Origin of the sequence: Pseudarthrobacter siccitolerans (genome assembly GCF_030823375.1) — a bacterium.
GTDB classification, from domain to species: Bacteria; Actinomycetota; Actinomycetes; order Actinomycetales; family Micrococcaceae; genus Arthrobacter; species Arthrobacter siccitolerans_A.
This window is the reverse complement of sequence record NZ_JAUSXB010000001.1, coordinates 2,247,056-2,269,470: the sequence shown is the minus strand read 5'-3', so window position 1 is coordinate 2,269,470 and position 22,415 is coordinate 2,247,056. Positions and strand designations below refer to the sequence as shown.

Below are 22,415 nucleotides of genomic sequence, written 5' to 3'. Positions count from 1 at the left end.
AAGCCTGCTGGCTGGGGGACTGGTCGTTGCTCACGGATATTTTCCTTTTCTTGTGGTGCTTGGGACTGATTGTTGAGGTTTTAGCCCTTGACGGCGCCGGCGGTCATGCCGGAAACGATGCGCTTCTGGCAAACGAGTACGAGGATGACGAGCGGGACCGTGATGATCACGGACGCGGCACTGATGGTGCCCAGTGGCTGGTCAAACTCGCTGGTTCCGCTGAAAAACGCAATCGCAACCGGGACCGGACGGGCCTCCGGCGAGGTGGTGAGGGTGACGGCAAGCAGGAATTCGTTCCACACCGAGATGAACACGAGGATCGCCGTTGTGGCAAGGCCCGGAACTGCCAGCGGCAGGATGACTTTGCGAAACGCGGTGAAGGGTGTGGCCCCGTCCATGTACGCCGATTCCTCGAGTTCACGCGGGATCTCCCGGAAGAAGGACGTCAGTGTGTAAATCGCCAGGGGCAACGCGAAAGTCAGCTTGGGGATGATGAGGCCCAGAAGCGTGTCGTAGAGGCCGATTTCACGCCAGATCGAGAACATCGGGGCGGCGATCGCGATGGCGGGGAAGGTGGTAACCGACAGGATCAGGGTCAGGATCAAGGCTTTGCGGCGCATCTTGAGCCTGGCCAGGGCGTAGGCGGCGAAGGAAGCGAACACCAGTGCCACCGTTGTGGTGACGACGGCGATGATCACTGAGTTGCGCAGGGCCAGGAGGAACTCGGGGTTCTGGAACACCAGGAGGTAGTTCTCCAAGGTGGGCTGGCTCGGAAAGAGTTCGCCCTTGGACAGGCTCACGCCCTTCTTGAGGGAGGTGTTGACCAGCCAGTAGAACGGTATGAGCGAGAAGCACATGACGGCAATGACGAAGACCCAGACGAGCGGGTGGAGCTTCTCCTCGCCGCGGAGCCTCCGCTTCGGTGCCCTGCCGGGGGCGGCGGGTGCCGCCGTCGTGCGCTGTGCAGTCAGTGTGCTAATTGTTCCTCCTTGGCGACTTCGCGGATGTTGCCGCCGGCGAAGCGGATGTAGACAACCGACACGGCCATGACGGTGAGGAAGGTCAGGATGGACAGCGCCGATCCTTCGCCCACCAGGCGGTTTTCGCGCAGCTGGGTGTACGCCAGCATGGACATGGACTCGGTCCCGTTGGCACCTCGGGTGAGCACAAACGGAAGGTCGAAGACGCGCAGGGCATCCATGCTGCGGAAGATCGCTGCGAGAACGATCGCAGGACGGAGCAGCGGCAGGGTGATGTTGAGGAAGGCCTGCCACTTGTTGGCGCCGTCGAGTTCGGCCGCCTCGTAGGTCTCTGCGGAGATGACCTGCAGGCCGGCCAGGATGATCAGGGCAGCGAACGGCGTCGTTTTCCAGACGTCGGCAAGCACAATCACGGCCATCGCGTAACCGTGCTCGCCGAGCCAGACCACGTCCCCGCCGGGCAGGCCCAGGGTCGATAGCACGTTGGTGACCAGGCCCAGGTTGGGCTGGAACATTGTTTCCCAGGTGATGGCGCTGACCACGGTCACCACCGCGTAGGGCAGCAGGACCACGGTCCGCAAGAGTGCGCGGCCCTTGAAGGCGAGGTTGAGCAGCAATGCCATGGCCGTGCCGAGCACCAGCTCGAGCGAGACCGAAAGTCCTGCGAAGAGGAAGGTCTGGCCGAAGGCGGCCCACCAGTGCGGTCCGCTGAGGGCCGTGATGTAGTTTTCCAGGCCGACGAAGCGGGATAGACCGGCAGTGCGGACGCTGTACTGGTTCAGGGACAGCCAGAGCGCATAGCCGATGGGCACCGCCGCCACCAACGCCATGAGGACCAGGGCCGGAGCAGTCATCCGGAACGCAAGCCGCCGTTCCGCCCGGTCGCGGCTGTTCTCCCCACGGCTGTTCACCCCACGGCTGGCGGCAAGGGACCTGGTTGCCATGGTCAGAAGCTCGCCTTTGCGGTGGTGATCTCTTGGGCCATCGCCTTTACGGCGTCCTCGGAAGAGGCGGTGCCGGAGAGGACGGCATACACATTTTTGTAGATGGCCTGGGAAATCTGCGGGTAAACCGGGGAGATCGGGCGCGGCTTGGCACCTTTGACTGAGGCGAGCAGTTCGGTGGCGAACGGCATCTTCGCCAGGACAGCAACATCGGAATAGGCGGCTTCGTTGACCGGGGCCTGCGAGAAGTCCATGGCCACGTGCTTCTGCCAGTCCGGGGTGGTGGCGAAGTCGATGAACGCCACAGCTCCGGCCGGGTTGGTGGAATGGGCCGAGATCGCCAGGTTCCAGCCCCCCAGGACACCGGAGGCCTTGCCGCCTTCCCAGGCCGGAAGTGGAGCTACACCGAAAGTGCCGGCCAGCGGGGTGGCGTTGAGCAGGCGGTAGACGTGCGGCCAGTTGCGCTGGTAGCCAAAGTTGCCGGACTCGTAGGCCAACCGGGCCGGATCCTCGTTGTAGGTCAGCACCGCACGGTCCGCGGAGCCATCCTTGAGGCCCTTGGTCATGAAGTCGAGTACCTCCCGGGTTTCCGCCGAGTCGATTTTGACCTCGCCCTTGTCGTCCAACACCTCTCCTCCGGCGCTGTAGAGCATCTCCAGGAAGTTGACGGTGAGGCCCTCATACTGCTTGCCCTGGTAGACAAAACTGTTGCCCGGGGCCTTGGCTGCCTCAGCGTAGAGCTGCTGCCAGGTCTCGGGCTTTGCCACCTTGTCCTTCTGGTAGTAAACGAGTCCTGCGTTGGTGAAAAACGGGGAAGCCCAGTACTTGTCCTCGTATTTGGCGGTCTCCACTGTGGAGGGGATGAGGCGGTCCTTGTTCGCTTCGACCAGCTTGGTCTGGTCCAGAAGCCAGCCCTGGGAGGCGAACTCGGAGGTCCAGATGACATCCGCGACGAAGATATCGCATTCGGTGGACTTGCCTTCAAGCCGCTGTACGGCCTGGGTCCGGGCCTCGTCGGTGGTCGCTCCGATCTCGGTGTACTTGGCGGTGACCTTGCCGTTCGCGGTGGTGAAGGCTTCCGCTGTGCCCTTATAGATGCCGGAGGCGTCCTTGCCGCCGCAGATGTTGATGCTTCCGGTGGCGCCAGCCGCCGAGGCCGGATCGGCAGCGGCCGCGTTGTCCGCGCCCTGCGTGGCCGCGCCGCCACCGCACCCGGTGATCAGCAAGCCGGCAGCCATAGCCGCAACGGCCGAAGCGGTGAGGCGCGCGTGCCGGCGGGAAGCGCTCTTCCGCATCACCGGCTTTGACGGTCCTGTGTCTTCCTGGACGGGAGAAGAAAGTCGAATCAAGTCCACAAATGGCTCCTTTGCCGGGCTGGCTTCTGTTGAAGATGGAATCGATTCCAAAGTCTGGACGGATACTCCCACAAGGTGCGTGGAATCGATTCCAAAGAAGTGTGACAGGCGCCACGTGCGGCTGTCAACCCTTGTCCTAGTTCCTTGTCGAGTCCCGCACTACAAGATCGTGGGGAAGGAAGATCCGGCCACGGCGGTGAACCGCAGGCACGGTCATCCGCGCCAAGAGCTCGCCGAATGCTACGCGGCCCATGTCATAGGCCGGCTGCCTGATCGTGGTCAGTTCCGGCACACACATTTCGGCCTGTATTGAGTCGTCAAAACCCGCCACGGCTATGTCCTCGGGCACCCGCATTCCTGCGTCCGTAATTTCCCGGACGCAGCCTGCGGCGACGGTATCACTGCCGCAGAAAACGGCGTCAGGAAGGGGATCCGCCGCGAGCAGCTTCCTGGTGAGGCGGCGCCCTGTATGGAAGTCGAACTCACCTTCGACGAACAGCATCTGGTCCGGCGACAAGCCAGCTTCGGCGGCAGCCTGGCGAAAGCCTTCCTCGCGCAGTCGACCGGAGCGGGCCGCCCTGTTGCCAATCATCGCCAAGCGCCGGCCGCCCGTTTCAATCAGGTGCTGCGTAATGTCGAAGGCGGCCTTCCGGTCGTCAATGGAGACGCCGAATGCTGCCTCGGAATCAGCGATCTCACACACTTGGACAACGCATAGCTGCTCGGCCATTTCTTCCATATCCTCATCCGGCATCGTGGGCGAAAACATGATCAGCCCGTCCACCGACCCGTTGCGCAGCATGTCCACCAACTGCTGTTCCCGTTCCAGGTCCCCAGCGGTTGGTGCGATGAGGCTGACATATCCCGACACTGCCGCAGCGTCTCCGACACCACGGAAAACTTCACTGATCACGGGTGAGTTCAGGTTTTTGGCCAGGGCCAGTATGCGCATGGTCCGGTCCCGGCGCAGGTCACGGGCGGAGGCGAGGGGCCGGTAGTTGAGCTGGAGGATGGCGGCTGTGACCTTTTCCTTGCTCGCCTTGCTGACGGCCGGACTTCCGTTCAGGACGCGAGACACAGTGCCTACAGACACTCCGGCTGTTTTAGCGACGTCCTGGACTGTCGCTCGCGCCATTCGATGTCCTTTCGCGACCAGTGCCACTGGTCCTTGCCGCCCTGCCCTTGCCCGGGCCATGATGGGGCGGGTTTTTCCCCAGCTTAGCCGCCACGCTGGCGGATTTGTCCCGGCCCGGGCCGATACGGCGCCAAGCCTTCCGGGGCGTGACCGACGCGTTATGAAACTGCTGGCGGTGTCTGCTGTGGCCGTTCGTCACCGCAGCACGCCACCTATGATGGCTGATATGACGGAACATGCCCGGGAAGAGGTTGCGGGAAAACTCGAACAGGTGATCGCAACCCAGCTGCGGCGCTACCGTACCTCCCATGGCCTGTCCTCCGCGGAGCTTGCTGCCCGCACCGGGCTGTCCAAAGCGATGATTTCGAAGATTGAAACTGCCAGCACGTCCTGTTCGCTGACCACGCTGCAACGCCTTGCCGACGGGCTCAAGATCCCGGTGACCGCGCTTTTCCGCGGCGCTGACACCGACCGGGACGCCACGTTCACCAAGAACGGCCAGGGCAGCCTCACCGTCCGCAGCGGCACCCAGCACGGGCACGAATACCGCGTGCTGGGTACCTTGAAGGGCCGGACAGATGCGCTGGAGCCAACCCTCGTGACACTGACGGACGCCTCGGACGTTTTCCCGCTCTTCCAGCACCCCGGGACCGAGTTCATCTACATGCTCGCCGGCAGGATGGTTTACGGCCACGGCCAGTACGAATACACCATGGAGCCGGGAGATTCCCTGCTGCTTGATGGCGAGGGCCCGCACGGACCGCTCGAGCTTCAGGAACTCCCCATCCGGTTCCTGGCCGTCGCCGCGAAGTAACCGGCTGCCGCGCGTGGCAGCCGGACACCACCAGCTCGCGTGACCCCGGTTCACCAGGCGCGTGGCAGGTGACGTAGTTGCGCCTTCGCGCAGGTCGAAACGCACCTGCTGCACAACTCCCCGCCCAATAAATTCCTTCGCGACATCCAGAGTTAACAAATCCTGCGCTCTTCTGAAACATCGTTTTGACTACTGTGGTTCAACAAGGTTTCATATCGAGTAACAGCAAAGCGAACAGGACAGTTCCGATGACAAGTGTCGCGACACCTGAAACACCAACAGATGTACCCCTGGCGGAGAGCACCGGCCGGATTTCCCTCGCGGACGTCGCCAGGGCGCACGAGGTCCGCTTCCTCCTTGCCACGTTTGTGGACATGACCGGGAAGCCCTGCGCCAAGCTGGTCCCCGTGGAAGCCGCCGATGAACTGGAAAAAGGCGCGATGGGCTTCGCCGGCTACGCCGCAGGCCTGATGGGGCAAAAGCCGCAGGACTCGGACCTGATCGCCATTCCGGATCTCGCGTCCTTCACTCCGGTTCCCTTTATCAAAAAGGGCCTGGCCATCATCCACTGCGACCCGCACGTTGACGGCAAGCCCTGGCCCTACGCCCCGCGGGTGGTCCTCAAGAACACCCTGGTCCGTCTGGCAGATCAGGGCATGCAGGCCAAGGTGGGCGCCGAGGTTGAATACTTCCTGGTGAAAAAGAACGACGACGGGACGCTCAGTACCGCAGACGACCGGGACGATTCGCCCCGCCCCTGCTACGACGCCCGCGGCGTCACCCGGATGTACGACCACCTCACCTCCATCTCCGATGCGATGAACGGCCTGGGCTGGGGCAACTACGCCAACGACCACGAGGACGCAGCCGGCCAGTTCGAGCAGAACTTCAACTACGCGGACGCTCTCACCACCGCGGACCGCGTGGTTTCCCTCCGCTACATCCTGAACATCCTGGCTGAGCAGCGCGGCATGACTGCCACGTTTATGCCCAAGCCGTTCACCGACCGCACGGGCACCGGATTGCACTTCCACCTGTCCCTGTGGTCCGGTGCCGAGGCGCTGTTCCCGAATGACGGCGCGGACGACGATGGCCGCGGCCTTGGGCTTTCCGGCCTCGCCTATTCGTTCATCGCCGGCGTCCTGGACCACGCCCCCGCACTGCAGGCATTCCTCGCCCCGACCGTGAACTCCTACAAAAGGACCGGCGCCACCACCAGCTCCTCCGGCGCCACCTGGTCGCCCCGGAAGGCATCCTTCGGCGGGAACGACCGCACCCACATGATCCGGGTGCCGGACAACAAGCGGATCGAGCTGCGCTCCGGCGACGGCTCGGCCAACCCGTACCTTGCCCTCGCCACCACCATCGCCGCCGGGCTGGACGGTCTGGAGAAGTCCCTGGACCCCGGCCAGCCGTCCGGCCCCGGGGAGTCCAGGCCGGACGCTCACTTCCTGCCGGCCACGCTGCTCCACGCCGTGGAAGCACTGCGGAAGGACCCCGTCATCCTGGCCAGCCTCAGCGGTGACCCCGCCATCGCCAGCTACTACGCGGACGCCAAGGAAGAGGAATTCCTCAGCTGGCACAACCAGGTCAGCGACTGGGAAATCCGCACGTATTTGACGTCCATCTGACCCCTACTCTGTAAAGGACTTCCACCATGTGCGGAATCGCTGCGCTGCAGCTGCGCAACCCCTCACTGCATCCCCGGATGGGCAGCCTGCTGTCCTCCATGCTCTGCCAGATCGTGGACCGCGGGCCGGACTCAGCGGGCCTCGCCGTCTACAACACCCCCGGCCTCGTCAAGGAGGGAACATCCACCCTCAGCCTCCTGGGCAAGGACCAGGGAATGACGACGGCGGCCATCACCAGCGGCGTCGCCGCCCTGCTCCCGCCGGACGCGGCAGCAGCTGTCCAGGTGGTGGGCGATACCACGCTGGTGAGTGCCGCCGTCGGAACGGACCTGCTGGTGAAGGCCGTCAGCGAAACCCTGCCGGGCTCCACCATCATCGGCCGCGGCGAGCACGTTGCCGTGATGAAAAGCGTGGGCCACCCGATGGAGATTGCCGCCGAGCATGGGCTGGAAGCGATGGGCGGAAGCCAGGGACTGTCCCACACCCGGATGGCCACCGAATCCGCTGTCACCGCCGGCGGTTCGCATCCCTTCTCGGTTGCCGACGACCTGTGCCTGGTCCACAACGGTTCCTTCTCCAACCACGCCACCGTACGGCGTGATCTCAAGCGCGAGGGCGTGGTCTTTGACTCCGAAAACGACACCGAAGTGGGCGCCCGCTACGTCGCCTCCCGGCTGAAGCAGGGCGACACCCTTGAGGAAGCCCTGGTGAACCTGGGCAAGGTCCTGGACGGTTTCTACACCCTGGTGGTCACCACGGCGGACAGCATGGCCGTGGTCCGCGACCCTATCGCCTGCAAGCCGGCCATCATCGCCGAAACGGACGACTACGTGGCCATGGCCTCCGAATACCGTGCCCTGGCAGCCCTGCCCGGCATTGAAAATGCCCGCATCTTTGAACCGGAACCCGGAAAGGTCTACACATGGTCACTCTGACAGCCCCCGAAGCGCCCGCCCGAGGAACTGCTCCGGAAACCGGCGCGACTGCGGAAACCACCACAGTGGACCTGGCCGGCAGCACCGTCCGGCAACTCAACCAGGCCATCCACAACGCCGTTGACGGCCAGGCCTGGACCGTCACCAATCCCGGCGGCAAGCACAGCCTGGCCGTCGGCATCAACGCGGACATCAAGGTGGCCATCGAAGGCCACGCCGGCTACTACGCAGCCGGGATGCACCAAAAGGGGGACGTGACAGTCAACGGCAACGCCGGCGTCGGGCTGGCCGAGAACATCATGTCCGGGACAGTCCACGTAAAGGGTGACGCCTCACAGTCCGCCGCAGCCACCGGCCACGGCGGCCTGGTGGTCATCGACGGGAACGCCGGGGCCCGCTGCGGGATTTCCATGAAGGGCGTGGACATTGTGGTGGGCGGCAACATCGGCCACATGTCCGCCTTTATGGCCCAGGCCGGCCGGCTGGTGGTCTGCGGCGATGCCGGTGACGCGCTCGGCGACTCCATCTACGAGGCGCGCATTTACGTCAAAGGCACCGTGGCCTCACTCGGCGCGGACTGCATCGAAAAGCCGCTGAAGGCAGAGCACCTGGCCGAACTCGCCGAGCTGCTGGCCGCCGCCGGCCGTACCGACGACCCGGCAGACTTCAAGCGCTACGGCTCAGCAAGGAATCTCTACCACTTCCACGTCGACAACTCGACGTCGTACTAGGAGCCCCCATGACCATCACCTCAGTACCCCTGCCCGCTGAAGCGCCCGCACAGAACCTTCCTGCACAGAACCTGGCTGCGCCTGATATCGCAGCCCTGGGCCTGCGCGAGTCCGCCACCTTCGATCGTGCCACCATCGCCGATATCCAGCGCGCCGCCGCCACCGGTGTCTACGACATCCGCGGCTGGGGCGCCAAACGCAAGGTCCCGCACTTTGACGACCTGCTCTTCCTCGGCGCCTCCATGTCCCGCTACCCGCTGGAGGGCTACCGCGAAAAGTGCGATACCGACGTCGTCCTAGGCGACCGGCACGCCACCCGCCCGCTGCACCTGCAGACCCCGGTGACCATCGCCGGCATGAGCTTCGGCGCACTGTCCGCCAACGCCAAGGAGGCGCTGGGGCGCGGCGCGTCCGAGGTGGGCACCTCCACCACCACGGGCGACGGCGGCATGACCCCTGAGGAGCGCGGCCAGTCCAAGCACCTGGTGTACCAGTACCTGCCGTCCCGCTACGGCATGAACCCGGATGACCTGCGCAAGGCCGACGCCATCGAAATCGTGCTGGGACAAGGGGCCAAGCCAGGCGGCGGCGGCATGCTGCTGGGCCAGAAAATCACCGAGCGTGTGGCCGGCATGCGCACCCTGCCTGTAGGCATTGACCAGCGCTCCGCCAGCCGCCACCCCGACTGGACCGGCCCGGACGACCTGGAAATCAAGATCGGCGAACTGCGGGAAATCACCGACTGGAAGACCCCCATCTACGTCAAAATCGGCGCCTCCCGGCCCTACTACGACACCGCGCTCGCCGTGAAGTCCGGCGCGGACGTCGTGGTGGTGGACGGAATGCAGGGCGGAACCGCCGCCACGCAGCAGGTGTTCATCGAAAACGTGGGCATCCCCACCCTCGCCGCCATCCCGCAGGCCGTCCGGGCCCTGCAGGAACTCGGGGTGCACCGGAAGGTCCAGCTCATCGTCTCCGGCGGCATCCGCACCGGGGCCGACGTCGCCAAGGCCATGGCCCTGGGCGCGGACGCGGTGGCCATCGGCACCGCGGCGCTGATCGCCCTCGGCGACAACGCCCCCCGTTACGCCGCCGAATACTCCGCCCTGGGCTCCGCCGCCGGCTTCTACGATGACTTCCAGGACGGCCGGGACCCCGCCGGCATCACCACCCAGGACCCGGAACTCGCGGGCAGGCTGGATCCGGTAGCTGCGGGCAAGCGGCTGGCCAACTACGTCCGCGTCCTCACCATGGAAGCCCAGACCATCGCCCGGGCCTGCGGAAAGTCGCACCTGCACAACCTGGAGCCTGAGGACCTGGTGGCGCTGACCATCGAGGCTTCAGCCATGGCGCGGGTGCCGCTGGCCGGCACCAGCTGGATCCCCGGCGCAGGCTAGGGCGTTGCCCGTGACAGACTCGTCAGACTTTGTAGTGGTGGGCGCCGGCCTGGCCGGTGCCGCCACCGCCTGGCAGCTCGCCTCCCGCGGGCACCAGGTCACCCTCCTGGAACGCAATGTCCCCGCCAGCCACGATGGCAGCTCCCACGGTTCCGCCCGGATCTTCCGCTACGCCTACCCGGACGCCTTCTATACCCGGGCCGTCCTGGAGTCGAAGGCACTGTGGGACGGGATGGCCGACGCCTCCGGAACCTCCCTGATCACTCCCTACGGCGCCGTGGATTACGGCCCGGAGCGCAATCCCCGGCTGCTGGCCTCCGTGCTGGCCGGTAAAGGCATCGAGCACGAACTCCTGTCCGCTGCCGAGGCCCGGCGGCATTGGCCGCAGATCGCCTTCGATACCGAGGTTCTGTGGCACCCCGGCGCCGGCGTGATTGACGCGGAAGGCGCCGTCAACGCCATGGTGAACCTCGCCGTCGGCCATGGCGCCCGGCTGGTGACGGGCTGGGAGCTGCAGAGCGTGGAGCGGACGGGCGCCGGTTACCGGCTCCGTTCTTCCACGGGTGAAACCGTGGACGCCGGCAACGTGGTGATCAGTGCGGGCGGCTGGCTCCCCGGCCTGCTGGGGCAGCTGTCCCTTCCGGCCGGTTTCCTGGCGGGGCTTCCGGAGATCACTGTCCGGCAGGAGCAGGCGTTCCACTTCAAGTACCGGGATCACGACGGCGGCGCTGCGGCCGGTGCCACCGCCCCCGGTGCCCGGGGCTGGCCGACGTTCATCCACAAGGCCGCAGAGATCCAGGCCTACGGCCTTCCCGGTGGACGGGACGCCGGCCATGCCGGGCAGAAAGTGGCCGAGTACAACGGCGGCAGGCTCATCCCGTCGGCCGCGGAACAGACCGGAGAAGTGGACCCGGCCAACCGCCGCCGGGTGGTGGATTACGTGCGCCGCTACCTTCCCGGCCTGGACCCGGAACCGTACGCCGAAACCACGTGCCTGTTCACCAACACGCCCAATGAGGACTTCCTCATCGACCGAGCGGACAACGTCACGGTTCTGTCGCCGTGCTCCGGGCACGGCGCCAAGTTTGCGCCGCTGATCGGCCAATGGGCTGCGGACCTGGCCACCGGTGCCGGGAATGTTCCCGGCCGGTTCCGGACCGCGTCTTCAACAGCTGTGACCACATAGAACGGATACCAGTGAGCCTTCCACAGACAGTACCCACAGCGGATGCGCTGCCTTCTGCCCGAACCAGTGCCTCCACTGTTTCCAGCCTGCTGCAGGACATCTCCACCATCGGCAGGGATGCATCGCGGGGTGGCTATTCGCGGCCGGTTTTCTCCAGTGCGGAAACGGACCTGCGGAGCTGGTTCATTGAGCAGGCGGAACGGCGCGGCCTTGACGTCCATACGGACCACAACGGCATCATCTGGGCCTGGTGGGACACCTCCGCTGGCACGCGGCGGGACGCTGTTGCTACCGGCAGCCATCTCGATTCCGTCCCGGGCGGCGGCGCGTACGACGGCCCGCTGGGTGTCGCCTCGGCGCTGGTCGCCGTCGACATCCTGAAGGCCCGCGGGCTCCGCCCCCGAAGGCCGCTGGTCATCGCAGTTTTTCCAGAGGAGGAGGGCTCGAGGTTCGGCGTGGCCTGCCTGGGTTCCCGGCTTCTGACCGGAGAGCTGGACCCGGACAAGGCCCGCCGGCTCAAGGACCCGGACGGCAACACCTATGCTGACGTCGCCGCCGCGAACGGGCAGGATCCCCGGCTCATCGGCGCCGATTACAAGGCCCTCCAGCAGCTGGGCCTGTTTGTGGAGCTGCATGTGGAGCAGGGCCGGGGGCTGATCGACCTGAACCAGCCCGTGGCCATCGGCTCCTCGATCCTGGGCCACGGCCGCTGGAAGCTCAGCGTCTCCGGGCAGGGAAACCACGCCGGGACCACCCTCATGGCCGGCCGCAAGGACCCCATGATCGCTGCTGCCAAGATTATGGTCAGCATCCGCGATACGGCCAGGAAGTACCGGGACGCCCGGGCCACCGTTGGCCGGGTCCAACCCGTTCCGGGCGGGACCAACGTGATTGCCTCGCGCGTGGACCTGTGGATTGACGTCCGCCACCCGGACGACTCCGTCACCGCGGCCCTGGTTGAGGCCATCCGGTTGAACAGCGGGATGTTCGCCGCGGAGGAAGGCTGCCTGGCCAGCCTGACCACGGAATCGTTGAGTCCCACAGTGCACTTCGACGGCGGCCTGCGGGACCGGCTGCAGGAATTGCTTCCCGCCGCGCCGGTCCTGGACACCGGGGCGGGACACGACGCGGGCGTGCTGGGCGGGCACGTCCCTACTGCCATGCTGTTCGTCCGGAACCCCACCGGCGTCTCGCACTCGCCGGACGAACTGGTGGAGGACTGGGATGCGGAGGAAGGCGCCGTGGCACTGGCGGACTCCCTCGCCGGGCTGCTCGGCAAGGCCCGCACCATCGTTTAGGACCGCCGTCGTACGTCCCGCCCGGCTCCCCGCCGCAGCCGCTGCTGCCCTCCCGGGCTGCTCTTCCGTTGCGGCTGATGCCGGTAGGGCTATTGGAATCAGTGGGACTGCTGAAACTCGGGCGTGAACGACTGAAACCATCATTTAACACGCCGGAAACCTACCCAAAAGTGGCCGCCATACAGTTGGAGCACGACGGCAACAGCCACCCTCCGCTGAACGTGGGACCAGACCCCGCGTCCCTCCCAACGGAGCGGCTCTGACGGCAACTTACCGTTCTCTCTTCGCATCACGAAAGGGGTTTCCCATGGATTCGGGAAATGTCGCTTGGATTCTGGCCAGTTCCGCTCTGGTCTGTATGATGATCCCCGCCCTGGCCCTGTTTTACGGGGGCATGGTGGGCTCGCGCCGCATCCTCAACATGATGATGATGTGCTTCGGCGGCGCCAGCCTTGTGGCCGTCCTCTGGGCGCTCTTCGGCTACTCGATGGCTTTCGGAAACTCGGTCGGCGGCGTGGGGCTGATCGGGGACGTCACGGAATTCCCCGGTATGAGCCAGCTGCTTGCGGCTGATGAGAGCGCCTCTATCCCCGTAATCCTCTTCGCAGCGTTCCAGCTGTTCTTCGCCTGCGTCACCACGGCGCTGGTTGCCGGAGCCGCAGCCGGCCGCATGAAATTCGGCGCCTGGATGCTGTTCGCCGGCATCTGGGCCACCATCGTCTACTTCCCCATCGCGCACTGGGTGTTCGCCTTCTCCTCCGCCGACGGCAGCACCGTTGGCGGGTGGATCGCCAGCGGCATCAAGGCCATCGACTTCGCCGGCGGTACCGCGGTGCACATGAACGCCGGCGCCGCCGCCCTGGCCCTGGCCCTGGTCCTCGGCAAGAGCTCCGGCTGGCCCAAGGTGGAACACGCCAAGCCGCACAGCCGCCCGCTGGTGCTGGTGGGCGCAGGCCTGCTGTGGGTGGGCTGGTTCGGCTTTAACGCCGGTTCCGCTCTCTCCGCCGGACAGTCAGCGTCGGTGGTTTTCCTGAACACCGCTGTTGCTGCTTCCGCCGGCCTCCTGGCCTGGGCGCTCGTTGAGCGGGTCCGCCATGGAGCCGCCACCAGCATGGGGGCGGCCTCCGGCCTGATCTCTGCACTGGTTGCCATCACGCCGGCCTGTGGTGCTGTCAGCCCGCTCGGTGCGGTGGCCATCGGCGCCATCGCCGGGGCCGTCTGCTCCCTGGCCATTGAGCTGAAGTTCCGCCTCGGCTTTGACGATTCGCTCGACGTCGTTGGTGTCCACCTGGTGGGTGGCATCCTCGGCACCCTGCTGATCGGCCTGTTTGCGACGGAAGCTGCACCTAACGGTGTGAGCGGACTGTTCTACGGCGGCGGATTGGAGCTGCTGGGTGTCCAAGCGCTGGCAACAGTCTCCGTCCTGGCCTACTCGTTCGGCATCACCTGGGTCCTGGCGAAGATCCTGGACAAGACCATTGGCCTGCGCATCAAGCCCGAGGACGAGCTGCGTGGCATCGACCTCGCCGCGCACTCCGAGCTGGCGTACCTCACGGACGAAGATCCGGTGGAGCTCGGTTCGCCCCAGCGGGTCTAGGCACTAAAGAATTCCGGGTGGGGGCGCCCGGGATACGAGTCAGGCAAAGGGCTAAACCTTGGACCGGTGCCAGCAGCAGCTGGCTTATAGTTCCAAGGTTTGGCCCTTTGTCTTGTGCTGTTTTTGCGGTTCAGGGCCCGCTGCAGACCAGATTGCCATCGCTGACCTCGAGCACCGCCGCCAGGATGTGGCTGAGGCGGGTCCGGGGATCCGGCGCCATGGTGTCGATGTCTTCGCCGCCCCAGTGCGGGTGGGTGAAATAGACCAGGAGGGCGCGTTCCTTGCCACCTTCCCTGCCGGGGAGGGGGACCACATCCGCATGGCGTCCGACGACGGGACGCCCTTCCACGGATTCCGGCGCTGTAAGGATGAGTCCGCCCAGGTGTTCCTGCCGGATCCAGCCTCCTGCGGCGTCTTCTGAGCGGTAGATGCCCTGGCCACGCCATTCGTCCACGATCATCCAGAACGTTCCCCCGAGCCGGAAGACCTTGGGCCCTTCATGCGGGCGGCCCGGGATGGCCAGCCCTTCAAGAACCCACGACGACGGATCCGCCGGGGTATCGCTGACCGCGCTGCAGGTATTGGATCCGCGGGCTTCGTCCTTGTACCAGAGCCGGTAGCGGCCGTCCCCGCACCGGGCAACGGCGGCGTCGATGACGCGGGGCGAGGCCAGGTCAACGGTGCCCAGGTACTCCCACTGGACCAGGTCCCGGCTGGCGAACTGGACGATGGACGCAGTCCCTGTCCAGTCCGTTCGCGCCCCGCCGAGGACGGTCAGGTACATGATCCACTGGTCACCGATCCGTACGACGTCGGGAGCCCACAGGGTTGCCGGGAGTTCGGTGTCCGGCGGGACGAGTCCGTCCACGGTGCCCTGGTAGGTCCAGTTGAGTCCGCCGTCGGAGGACCTTGCCGTTCCGATCGCCGTGCCGTGCACCCATTCGACGCCGGTCAGGCCAGGAGCGGAGGCGCGGCGCTGGGTGTAGAACAGCACCCATTCGCCAGTGAGGTGGTCCGGGACCAGGACCGGGTCGGTGGGGCCGTCCCAGACGGGGTCGCGGTAGGGGGTGGTAAAGGCGTCCGCGCGCAGGGGAGGCAGGGCCGGTGAAGCGCGGGCTTGATTGGCGAGCTGGTCCGCTTCCGGTAGGTCCTGCTGCACGCTGTCCTTTGGCACCATTTCTCCAACGTTATAGTTTTGTTGTGGATACCAGCATAGGCGGATAGAGGACGCGCAAACGCACCTGCGCTGCGCAGATTCCGGAGCTACTCCTGGAACAGCCCTGCCAGGTCTTCGGCCGTGATGGCACCGCCGGCCAGGGCATCGCCCTCCATCACGTCGGCGAACAGCTGCGACTTCCGGGCCTTCAAGGCCATGACCTTTTCTTCGATCGTGTCCTTGGCCACAAGCCGGTAGACCATAACGTTCCGCGCCTGCCCGATCCGGTGCGTCCGGTCCACCGCCTGCGCCTCCGAGGCCGGGTTCCACCACGGATCCAGCAGGAACACATAGTCGGCCTCGGTGAGATTGAGGCCAAAACCGCCGGCCTTCAGCGAAATCAGGAACACCGGCGCGCTGCCGTTCTTGAACTCACTGACCACGTCGGCACGGTTGCGGGTGCCGCCGTCGAGGTAGCAGTACTCGATTTTCTCCTCGTCCAGCCGCTCCCGGACCTTGCCCAGGAACCCGGTGAACTGGCTGAAGATCAGGGCGCGGTGGCCCTCGGCCACCAGGTCCTCCAGCTGCTCGAACAGCACGTCCAGCTTGCTCGACCGGACCGACGACAACGCCGGATCAATCAGTGAGGCGTCCAGGCTGAGCTGCCGTAGCAGGGTCAGCGACTGGAAGATGGTGAACCGGTTCTTGTTGACGTCCTCGATCAGGCCCAGGATCTTCTGCCGTTCCCGCTGCAGATGCGTCTGGTACACCTTCTGGTGGCGCGGGTTCAGCACCACTTCCAGGATCTGCTCCTGCTTGGGCGGCAGGTCCTTGATCACCTGGTCCTTGGTGCGGCGCATCATCAGTGGACGGACCCGACGGCGGAGCTTGTCCAGCTGCCCCTTGTCGCCGTTTTTCTCCACCGGCTTCTGGTAGTACTCCGCGAAGCGCTTGGGACTGGAAAACAGGCCGGGCGCGACGATGGAAGTCAGCGCCCAGAACTCCATGAGGTTGTTCTCCAGCGGCGTGCCCGTGATGGCCAGCTTGAAGGCCGCGGGCAGTTTCCGGGCGCACTGGTACGCCTTGGACTGGTGGTTCTTCACGAACTGCGCCTCGTCCAGCACCAGGCCCGCCCAGTCACGGGACGCGTAGGCGTCATAATCGATCCGGAACAGGGCGTACGACGTGATCACGATGTCCGCGCCGGCGAGTGCCTCGGCCGGGAGCTGGCTGCTTTTGGCGAAGGTCTCGCTGACCGCGTGCACCTTCAGGCCGGGCGCGAAGCGCGCGGCTTCCAACGCCCAGTTGCCCACGACGCTGGTGGGGGCAACCACCAAAAAGGGAGCTCCGGCGTCGGCCACGGACCCTGAAGCGCCAGGCCCTGGTGCGCCGGAACCTGAAGGGCCGGAACCCGCGCTGGTGCCGGAACCCTCGGCAGCGGCCGAAAGGGCCAGATCTTTGGCGGCGCACATCAGCGCGAGCGCCTGCACAGTCTTACCAAGGCCCATATCGTCCGCGAGGATCCCGCCCAGGCTGTGCTTGTACAGGAAGGTGAGCCAGTTGAAGCCTTCAAGCTGGTAGGGACGGAGGTCCGCGTTCAGGGTGGCGGGCAGCGGCAGGCCGTCAACGCCGCCCTCCAGCAGGCCGCCCACCGCCGAGCGCCAAGCTGCTGCCTGCTCGTCCACGATTCCCAGCTGCGCCAGTTCATCCCACAGGCCGGCCTGGAAGCGGCTGATCTGCAGCGGCGCATCCTTGTTGTCCTGCAGTGAGCGGGCCTCCTCGATCAGTGCCCGGAGCTGGTGCAGCTCGGGCAGGTCGAGGGAGAAGTAGGCGCCGCTGGGCAGCAGCATCTTGGTCTGGCCCGCTGCGAGCGCCGAGAATACTGCGGCGAAGGACACCGGCTGGCCCTCCAGCGAAATCTGGATGCCAAGGTCGAACCAGTCGCGCTGCTCGGTGGCCTTGGTGGAGATGGAAACCACCGGCGCTTCCTCGGCCTCGCGGTAGTCGGCGATGTCTCCCACCGTGTCCACGTCCACGTCGGGGGCCTCGCGCAGGCGGGGGAGGACCTCCTCGGTGAAGGCCAGTGTGTCCAGGCCCTTCAGCTCCACGGACGCGGCGAGCCGGGGTGTGCCCCAGCCCCCGGTGGCGGATTCGCCCAGGGCCGGAACCACTTCCCAGGGCCGGCCGATGCCCTCGAGGATGCGGGCCTCGGCGGTGTCATCGCGGTAGCCGTGGTCGCCGGGGTGCCGCCACAGCGGCTGGGCGGTGACGAGGTTTCCTGTCTTGTAGTGCCACTCCCAGTGCAGCCGGACCCGGTGGTCGGCGGCGTAGTTGGCCAGCAGCGAGAGGGTGGGGACTGCCAGGGCAGGCAGGGCAACAGACTCGTCGCGGGCCGTGACCCGGGCCGCCTGCTTGAGCTTGGGATAGAAGCCGGTGAGGAAGCGCGTCTCGTCCTTGGCGGGGATGTGCAGGGTGCTCCCGGCGGTGACGAACGCCAGCAGTTCCTCGCTCAGGCCGCCCTCGAGCGGTGCCAGCGTGATGACGCCGTCAGGGTCGGGGACCCCCGGTAAGGAGGCTTCCCCGGACGTGAAGAAGATGCCATGCGCGGGCCGGCCGATGGTTCCCACGGCGGCCGGATCAACCTCTTCCCCCTCCACGGTGATGGTGGGCGCCAGCTCCAGGCCGCCGTCGGAGGCCTGTTCCTTGGCTGGTGTGCCTTGACCCGGGGCGGGTTCAGTTACCGGGCTTTCATTCACAGGGGTGCCGTAACGGCCCAGGTTCAGGCCGACGGCGGCGGGGGACTCCGCGAGCCGCACTTGGTCGCTGCCCTTGGAGTGAACGAGTGCCAGCCCGATCTTCCGGGCCTCCGCCAGCAGGCTCCACAGGTTTTTACCGGAGTAGGTGTTTAAACCCAGCCAGAGGCCTGAGGAGTTCTGCATCCGGCCGGCCGAGGCGGAGTGGGCGGCCAGGAACTCCTGCATCCACTCCACGTGCGATTCATTGCACTCGCGGCGGAAGTTCAGGTAGTTCAGGGTGTTCCAGGAGACGTCGCCGCGGATCCACTTGCCCTTGGTGCCCATGATCACGGGGCGCGCTTTAAGCTGGCGGACGCTGCGGAGCGGATCGCGCCGCCCTGTGTAGGAGAAGTGCGGGGCAGGCTCTTCGATCTCGAACTGGAGTGCCAGCGGCACGCCGTTGGTGGAGGGTGCAGCCCCGGGCTGGGAGATCAGGGGGCTGAGCGCTTTTTCCCAATCGGAGACGGCCACTGCCGGCTCACGCGAAGTCTGGGTGGCGGTGCCCGGTGACAGCAGCTGGACGCGGGTGGCAGGGTTGTCCTCTGCCGCGAAGAGCAGCGCCGCCACGTGCTTGCAGTCCTTCCGGACCGGGCAGCTGCACACCCCCACCGTGCAGCTCCAGCCGCCGGCCTTGCGGACCAGTTTGGCGGTGGTGGAATAGGGCATGTCAGCACCGCCGCGGACCTTGCCCAGCATGAGCCCGGTGGCGGCGTCGAACGAGATGCCGGAGACGCGGCTGCCCATGGCATATGCCAGTCCGGCCGCCAGGGAACGGTCGTTGATGGCGGGGGTCTGTATTGCCAGTGCCGTACTTTCGTCCGGTTGGGATGGAATGGTGCGCGCTACTTTCAACAGGCCGCGGCGGGGCGGGGCCGGTGGTTGGTTATCTGATCCATCTTAGTTCGCCTGCGGGGGAGGGCGTGCCGCGGGTCCCCGAGGGCGGAAGGCAGGACAGACAGGGCCTGAACAGAACGGCCGTGGTGCTGCCGTCGGGAATCAACAGCGCACCACGGCCGCGGCCGCGCACTTCGCGTGGGGGGATTAGCGGTTGGGCGACCGGGTGTTGGCAGGTTGGTTGTTGGCAGGCTGCACGAACCGCTCCGGCCGGAAGGTCTCCAGCATCGGGTGGCGGGACCCGGTGAGGATTTCGCCGGCCAGCAGTTCGCCGGCGATCAGTCCGAGCGTGGCCCCCGAGTGCGTGAACGCCACAAAGCATCCAGGCACCTTCTCCAGTTCACCGAAGACAGGCTCTCCGTCGCCAGGAATGGGCTTGTAGCCGATCTTCCAGGAAGCCGGCTTGAGCTCCGGGTTGCCTGCGGAGAACGCCCCCGACTTCGAAATCATCATCCGCGAACTCTGCAGCGGCGCCCCGTCAGCTGTTCTGATCCAGGGCGGCTGCCAGGATCTCCAGCAGTTCGTGGTCCACCTGGTCCTCTGACGTGAGCCGGACCCGGCGGATGAACGGGTCATCGGCGCGGGTCTTGACTGTGTCGATCCTGCCCTCCATACGGGGATCCAGCACAGCGGCGCCGAGCCGGAGGGTCACGTCCACTGCGTTGTTGGTGGTCCTGGTGACCTGGGCGAACTTCCGCCGCCGGCTGTGGAGTGACACGTAGCCCTTCCGCATCTGAATCCCCACCCCGTCAGTGGCAGAGGCCCACGCCAGGAGCGCATCGGCGATGGGCCTCAGATGCGGGTGGTTGGCGTACTGGCCGTCGATCAGTTCATCGGCGTCGCGGAGCATAAAGTCCGGGTAGCCGAACATTTCCCAGGACACTGCATATTGGGCGTAGCCGATCACACCGAATTCGTCGCGCATCCAGCGGCGGAGCTCACCGTCGTTGTGGATGCCGGCGGCGCGGGCCTTCCCGGCCCAATGTGCGGTGTCCTGGCCGGTCTTCCGGACCAGGAGGGCCTTGTTGTTGTCCACCATCAGCTGCCAGGTGCCGGCTTTTTTCTGCGGCTCGGGGGTTGTAGGCATGCCTCGATCGTAGCGCCGGCCGGACCCGCCTCCTGGCTGGCGGCACCCGCCTCCTGGCCGGTGCGGGCAACGCCTGCTGCAGAGGGCTACGAAAAAAGATTCTGCACAGCCGTAACCTTTCCGCCTGCCCCTGCGATGTAGGAGGTGATGGGTCCGCTCGCAGGGCCCGAACCGAAAGTGTTGTCTAGATCTTGGAGTTTCTCATGTCGTTGTTCACCGTTCTCGCCACCAGCAAAGTCGCCGCCGGAGTCCTCGCAGCCGGAACCCTTGCCGTCGGCGGAACCGGAGCCGCTGCTGTTTCCGGTGTTCTCCCCACCGAAGCACAGCAGAGCGCCCACGACCTCTTCGGCGCCCCGGCCCCGAAGCTCGCCGCAGAAGCAGCCACCGAAGGCCAGGCCACCGCGGACGCCGCGGCGGACACTGCAGCCAACGCCTCCGCTGATGCAGACGCCGAAGCAGCCGGAGACGCCACCGTTTCCGACGAGAACATCGCCGCCCAGGCCTCTGCCTCGGCTGCAGCCGGCACCGCCGTTGATGCAGCCGGCGCCGCATCCCTCGGCCTCTGCACGGCGTTCACCAGCGGGGGCCTGAACGCTTCCTCCGAGGGCTTCTCCTCGCTGGCCATCGCAGCGCAGGGTGAGGCAAACATCAAATCCTTCTGCACCGACGTCGCGGCCCAGGCTGACGCCGCCGCACAGGCCGGTGCCGAAGCAACCGGTTCTGCCGCTGTTGACGCGGAGCGTCCTGAGCTGCCTGCTGTTCCGGCAGTCCCCGCGGTCCCGGGTGTCGACGGCGAGCCTGCAGTTCCTGCCGTACCTGCAGTTCCCGCCGTTCCCGGCCAAGCCGGCCACGTTGTGGACGCACCCTCCGTTTCGGTCCGCTAGGCGGGCTTAGCTAGTGTGTACTGCGGGAAACGGGACAAGTTCCGTTTCCCGCAGTAAGGCAGTCCCGATCTTCAAGATCACCACCCGCACCCGGAAATGGCGCCCGGAAACGGCACCCGGACATGCAGTCCGGGCCCGCCCGCCTGAAGGCAGCCGGGCAGTCCGGGAGGGACCCGCAGACCGCCGCGTAAACCGGGACAGGCCTTGCCCGTCCCGGGATGGAGGAGCCGCTGGTGCCAGTCACTTTGGCCCAAGAACAGATCGACATATTCGACGACGCCGCCGGAACCGACCCGGCAGCGCTCTTCGGCGTGGCCTACCGGACCTTCGCCGGCCCGGTGCTGGGTTACCTCAAGGCACGCGGCGTGGACGATCCCGAAGCGGTCACCCAGGACGTGTTCCTGGCCTTCTTCCCCAAGATCAGCGGCCTCAGCGGCGGGCTGCAGGGCGCAAAGTCACTGCTCTTCGCCATCGCCCACGCCCGGATGGTGGACCACTACCGGCGGCTGGAAAGCAGGCCCTGGGTGACTCCCTACGACCCGCAGGAGGACCGCCGCAGCACGCCCTCGGCGGAAGACCACGCAGTGGAGCTGAACGGCGCGGCCGAAGCACTGCTGGAGGGGCTCAGCGACGAACACCAGGAAGTGCTGGCCCTGCGCGTGGTGGCGGACCTGTCCATCGAACAGGTAGCCGGCATTATGGGCAAAAGCGAGGGAGCCATCAAACAGCTTCAACGCAGGGCCCTTCACAACCTCAAGGCACAGACGCTCAAAAGAAACCAGGCAAACCATGAGTGACACCGCAGGACTGCACCGTGGCGCGGCAGTGGACCAGCTGCTGCTGGAAGCAGAGCTTGGCGGCGACAGCCAGCTCCGCCCCGTCCTCCTGGAGCTCCAGGCGCTGGGCACAGCAGCGCCGCAGCCCTCTGCCGAACTGCTGGCGTTGATGGCAGGCGCCAACGGCGCCGGTGCCATCACATCCCGCGCTGCCGAAGCAGCATCAGTGCCCGCCGTGCAGGCAAATCCGGCTCCCCGCGACGAACTCGCGGCCCGCAGGGCCAAGCGCCGGATTGCCCTCACCACCCTGTCCGTAGCGGTATCGCTCGGCGCCGGCGGTGCCGTTGCCGCAGCATCTGACCAGGGCATCCGTGACTCGTTTACCCAGCTCAACCAGGCTTTTACCTCCTTTATCACCGGTTCCGCCGGAGCTCCCGCCAGCGATCAGGCGGGGCAGCCCTCCGCTCCTGTTCCCACGGTCCCCGGCACAGTGCCCGCGGGCTCTGCACCGGGGGACCCGGCATCGATCCCGGCGGACCCCGCCGCAGCGGCGCACCCGACGGCCACGCCGCCGTCGGACCATCCTGCTGCGGCGGAGACTGCCCATGGCCAGCAAACTTCCCCGGGGAGGCCCGGGGAAGTCCCCGCTTCAGAAACCCTGCCCGGGGCAGTTCCCGGGCAGATCGCCAACGGCCTCGGCAAGCCACCGGAGGTGCCGGTCCCTTCTCAGGTTCCCCTGCCGGGGACGTTGCCGGCCGTCCCGCTTCCCTGACGTCACCTTTCCTGACATCACCCAAGCCCGCCTCAAACGCCGACGGTG

At 66.2% G+C, this 22,415-nt stretch carries 18 protein-coding genes and 1 pseudogene; 11 read left to right on the top strand and 8 right to left on the bottom strand.

Going from position 1 to position 22,415, the window contains the following annotated elements; translation table 11 throughout:
* Positions 1 to 80: 80 nt before the first annotated feature.
* The 4 genes from QFZ36_RS10645 to QFZ36_RS10630 all read right to left on the bottom strand — a co-directional run bounded on the left by QFZ36_RS10645 (position 81) and on the right by QFZ36_RS10630 (position 4,414).
* The gene (locus QFZ36_RS10645; protein WP_306639170.1) at positions 81 to 980 is read right to left on the bottom strand and encodes a carbohydrate ABC transporter permease; all 900 of its coding nucleotides are present in this window, start codon (positions 978 to 980) and stop codon (positions 81 to 83) included.
* A complete protein-coding gene (locus QFZ36_RS10640) occupies positions 968 to 1,924 on the bottom strand; it encodes a carbohydrate ABC transporter permease (RefSeq protein ID WP_306636263.1) in 957 nt (318 codons plus the stop codon). Before QFZ36_RS10640 ends, QFZ36_RS10645 begins: the two co-directional genes overlap by 13 nt.
* 2 nt (positions 1,925 to 1,926) lie before the next feature.
* Positions 1,927 to 3,279: an ABC transporter substrate-binding protein gene (locus tag QFZ36_RS10635; protein WP_306636255.1), complete on the bottom strand. Its 1,353-nt coding sequence runs from the start codon at positions 3,277 to 3,279 to the stop codon at positions 1,927 to 1,929.
* Positions 3,280 to 3,415: 136 nt separating this feature from the next.
* A complete protein-coding gene (locus tag QFZ36_RS10630; protein ID WP_306636249.1) occupies positions 3,416 to 4,414 on the bottom strand; it encodes a LacI family DNA-binding transcriptional regulator in 999 nt (332 codons plus the stop codon).
* A 226-nt stretch (positions 4,415 to 4,640) separates the two neighbouring features.
* On the opposite strand from QFZ36_RS10630, the gene QFZ36_RS10625 reads away from it, so the two are divergent.
* The 8 genes from QFZ36_RS10625 to QFZ36_RS10590 all read left to right on the top strand — a co-directional run bounded on the left by QFZ36_RS10625 (position 4,641) and on the right by QFZ36_RS10590 (position 14,003).
* Positions 4,641 to 5,228 (top strand): helix-turn-helix domain-containing protein, encoded by a 588-nt coding sequence (locus QFZ36_RS10625; RefSeq protein ID WP_306636247.1) that lies wholly within the window; start codon positions 4,641 to 4,643, stop codon positions 5,226 to 5,228.
* Positions 5,229 to 5,476: 248 nt separating this feature from the next.
* On the top strand, positions 5,477 to 6,859 hold the full coding sequence (gene glnT / locus QFZ36_RS10620) for a type III glutamate--ammonia ligase (RefSeq protein WP_306636245.1): 1,383 nt from the start codon (positions 5,477 to 5,479) through the stop codon (positions 6,857 to 6,859).
* 26 nt (positions 6,860 to 6,885) lie between these two features.
* Positions 6,886 to 7,794 carry a glutamine amidotransferase gene (locus tag QFZ36_RS10615; RefSeq protein ID WP_306636243.1) on the top strand — a complete coding sequence of 303 codons (909 nt, stop codon included), beginning with the start codon at positions 6,886 to 6,888 and terminating at the stop codon, positions 7,792 to 7,794.
* The gene (locus QFZ36_RS10610) at positions 7,782 to 8,525 is read left to right on the top strand and encodes a protein glxC (RefSeq protein WP_306636241.1); all 744 of its coding nucleotides are present in this window, start codon (positions 7,782 to 7,784) and stop codon (positions 8,523 to 8,525) included. The genes QFZ36_RS10615 and QFZ36_RS10610 overlap by 13 nt, the downstream gene beginning before the upstream one ends.
* Positions 8,526 to 8,533: 8 nt before the next feature.
* Positions 8,534 to 9,922, top strand: coding sequence for an FMN-binding glutamate synthase family protein (locus QFZ36_RS10605; RefSeq protein WP_306636239.1), 1,389 nt, complete (start codon positions 8,534 to 8,536; stop codon positions 9,920 to 9,922).
* A 10-nt stretch (positions 9,923 to 9,932) separates the two neighbouring features.
* Complete coding sequence (locus QFZ36_RS10600) at positions 9,933 to 11,108, top strand: FAD-dependent oxidoreductase (RefSeq protein WP_306636237.1); 1,176 nt, start codon at positions 9,933 to 9,935, stop codon at positions 11,106 to 11,108.
* Positions 11,109 to 11,119: 11 nt separating this feature from the next.
* Positions 11,120 to 12,406, top strand: coding sequence for an allantoate amidohydrolase (locus QFZ36_RS10595; protein ID WP_306636235.1), 1,287 nt, complete (start codon positions 11,120 to 11,122; stop codon positions 12,404 to 12,406).
* A 307-nt stretch (positions 12,407 to 12,713) separates the two neighbouring features.
* The gene (locus QFZ36_RS10590) at positions 12,714 to 14,003 is read left to right on the top strand and encodes an ammonium transporter (protein ID WP_306636231.1); all 1,290 of its coding nucleotides are present in this window, start codon (positions 12,714 to 12,716) and stop codon (positions 14,001 to 14,003) included.
* A gap of 130 nt (positions 14,004 to 14,133) precedes the next feature.
* On the opposite strand, the gene QFZ36_RS10585 is transcribed toward QFZ36_RS10590, so the two are convergent.
* The 4 genes and pseudogenes from QFZ36_RS10585 to QFZ36_RS10570 form a co-directional block, all read right to left on the bottom strand.
* Positions 14,134 to 15,162 carry a glycoside hydrolase gene (locus QFZ36_RS10585; protein ID WP_306636228.1) on the bottom strand — a complete coding sequence of 343 codons (1,029 nt, stop codon included), beginning with the start codon at positions 15,160 to 15,162 and terminating at the stop codon, positions 14,134 to 14,136.
* 104 nt (positions 15,163 to 15,266) lie between these two features.
* A complete protein-coding gene (locus QFZ36_RS10580; RefSeq protein WP_306639168.1) occupies positions 15,267 to 18,788 on the bottom strand; it encodes a DEAD/DEAH box helicase in 3,522 nt (1,173 codons plus the stop codon).
* Between the two features lie 207 nt (positions 18,789 to 18,995).
* Positions 18,996 to 19,277, bottom strand: a pseudogene (locus tag QFZ36_RS10575) (hypothetical protein); the annotation flags it as partial.
* 49 nt (positions 19,278 to 19,326) lie between these two features.
* On the bottom strand, positions 19,327 to 19,935 hold the full coding sequence (locus QFZ36_RS10570; RefSeq protein WP_306636222.1) for a DUF5655 domain-containing protein: 609 nt from the start codon (positions 19,933 to 19,935) through the stop codon (positions 19,327 to 19,329).
* A 203-nt stretch (positions 19,936 to 20,138) separates the two neighbouring features.
* Here QFZ36_RS10570 and QFZ36_RS10565 point away from each other — a divergent pair, with 203 nt between their 5' ends.
* The 3 genes from QFZ36_RS10565 to QFZ36_RS10555 all read left to right on the top strand — a co-directional run bounded on the left by QFZ36_RS10565 (position 20,139) and on the right by QFZ36_RS10555 (position 22,367).
* Positions 20,139 to 20,819 (top strand): protein tyrosine phosphatase, encoded by a 681-nt coding sequence (locus tag QFZ36_RS10565; RefSeq protein WP_306636220.1) that lies wholly within the window; start codon positions 20,139 to 20,141, stop codon positions 20,817 to 20,819.
* A 218-nt stretch (positions 20,820 to 21,037) separates the two neighbouring features.
* Entirely contained in the window at positions 21,038 to 21,616 is a 579-nt protein-coding gene (locus tag QFZ36_RS10560; RefSeq protein WP_306636218.1) for an RNA polymerase sigma factor, read from the top strand.
* On the top strand, positions 21,609 to 22,367 hold the full coding sequence (locus tag QFZ36_RS10555) for a hypothetical protein (RefSeq protein WP_306636216.1): 759 nt from the start codon (positions 21,609 to 21,611) through the stop codon (positions 22,365 to 22,367). The genes QFZ36_RS10560 and QFZ36_RS10555 overlap by 8 nt, the downstream gene beginning before the upstream one ends.
* The last annotated feature ends 48 nt before the right edge of the window (positions 22,368 to 22,415 follow it).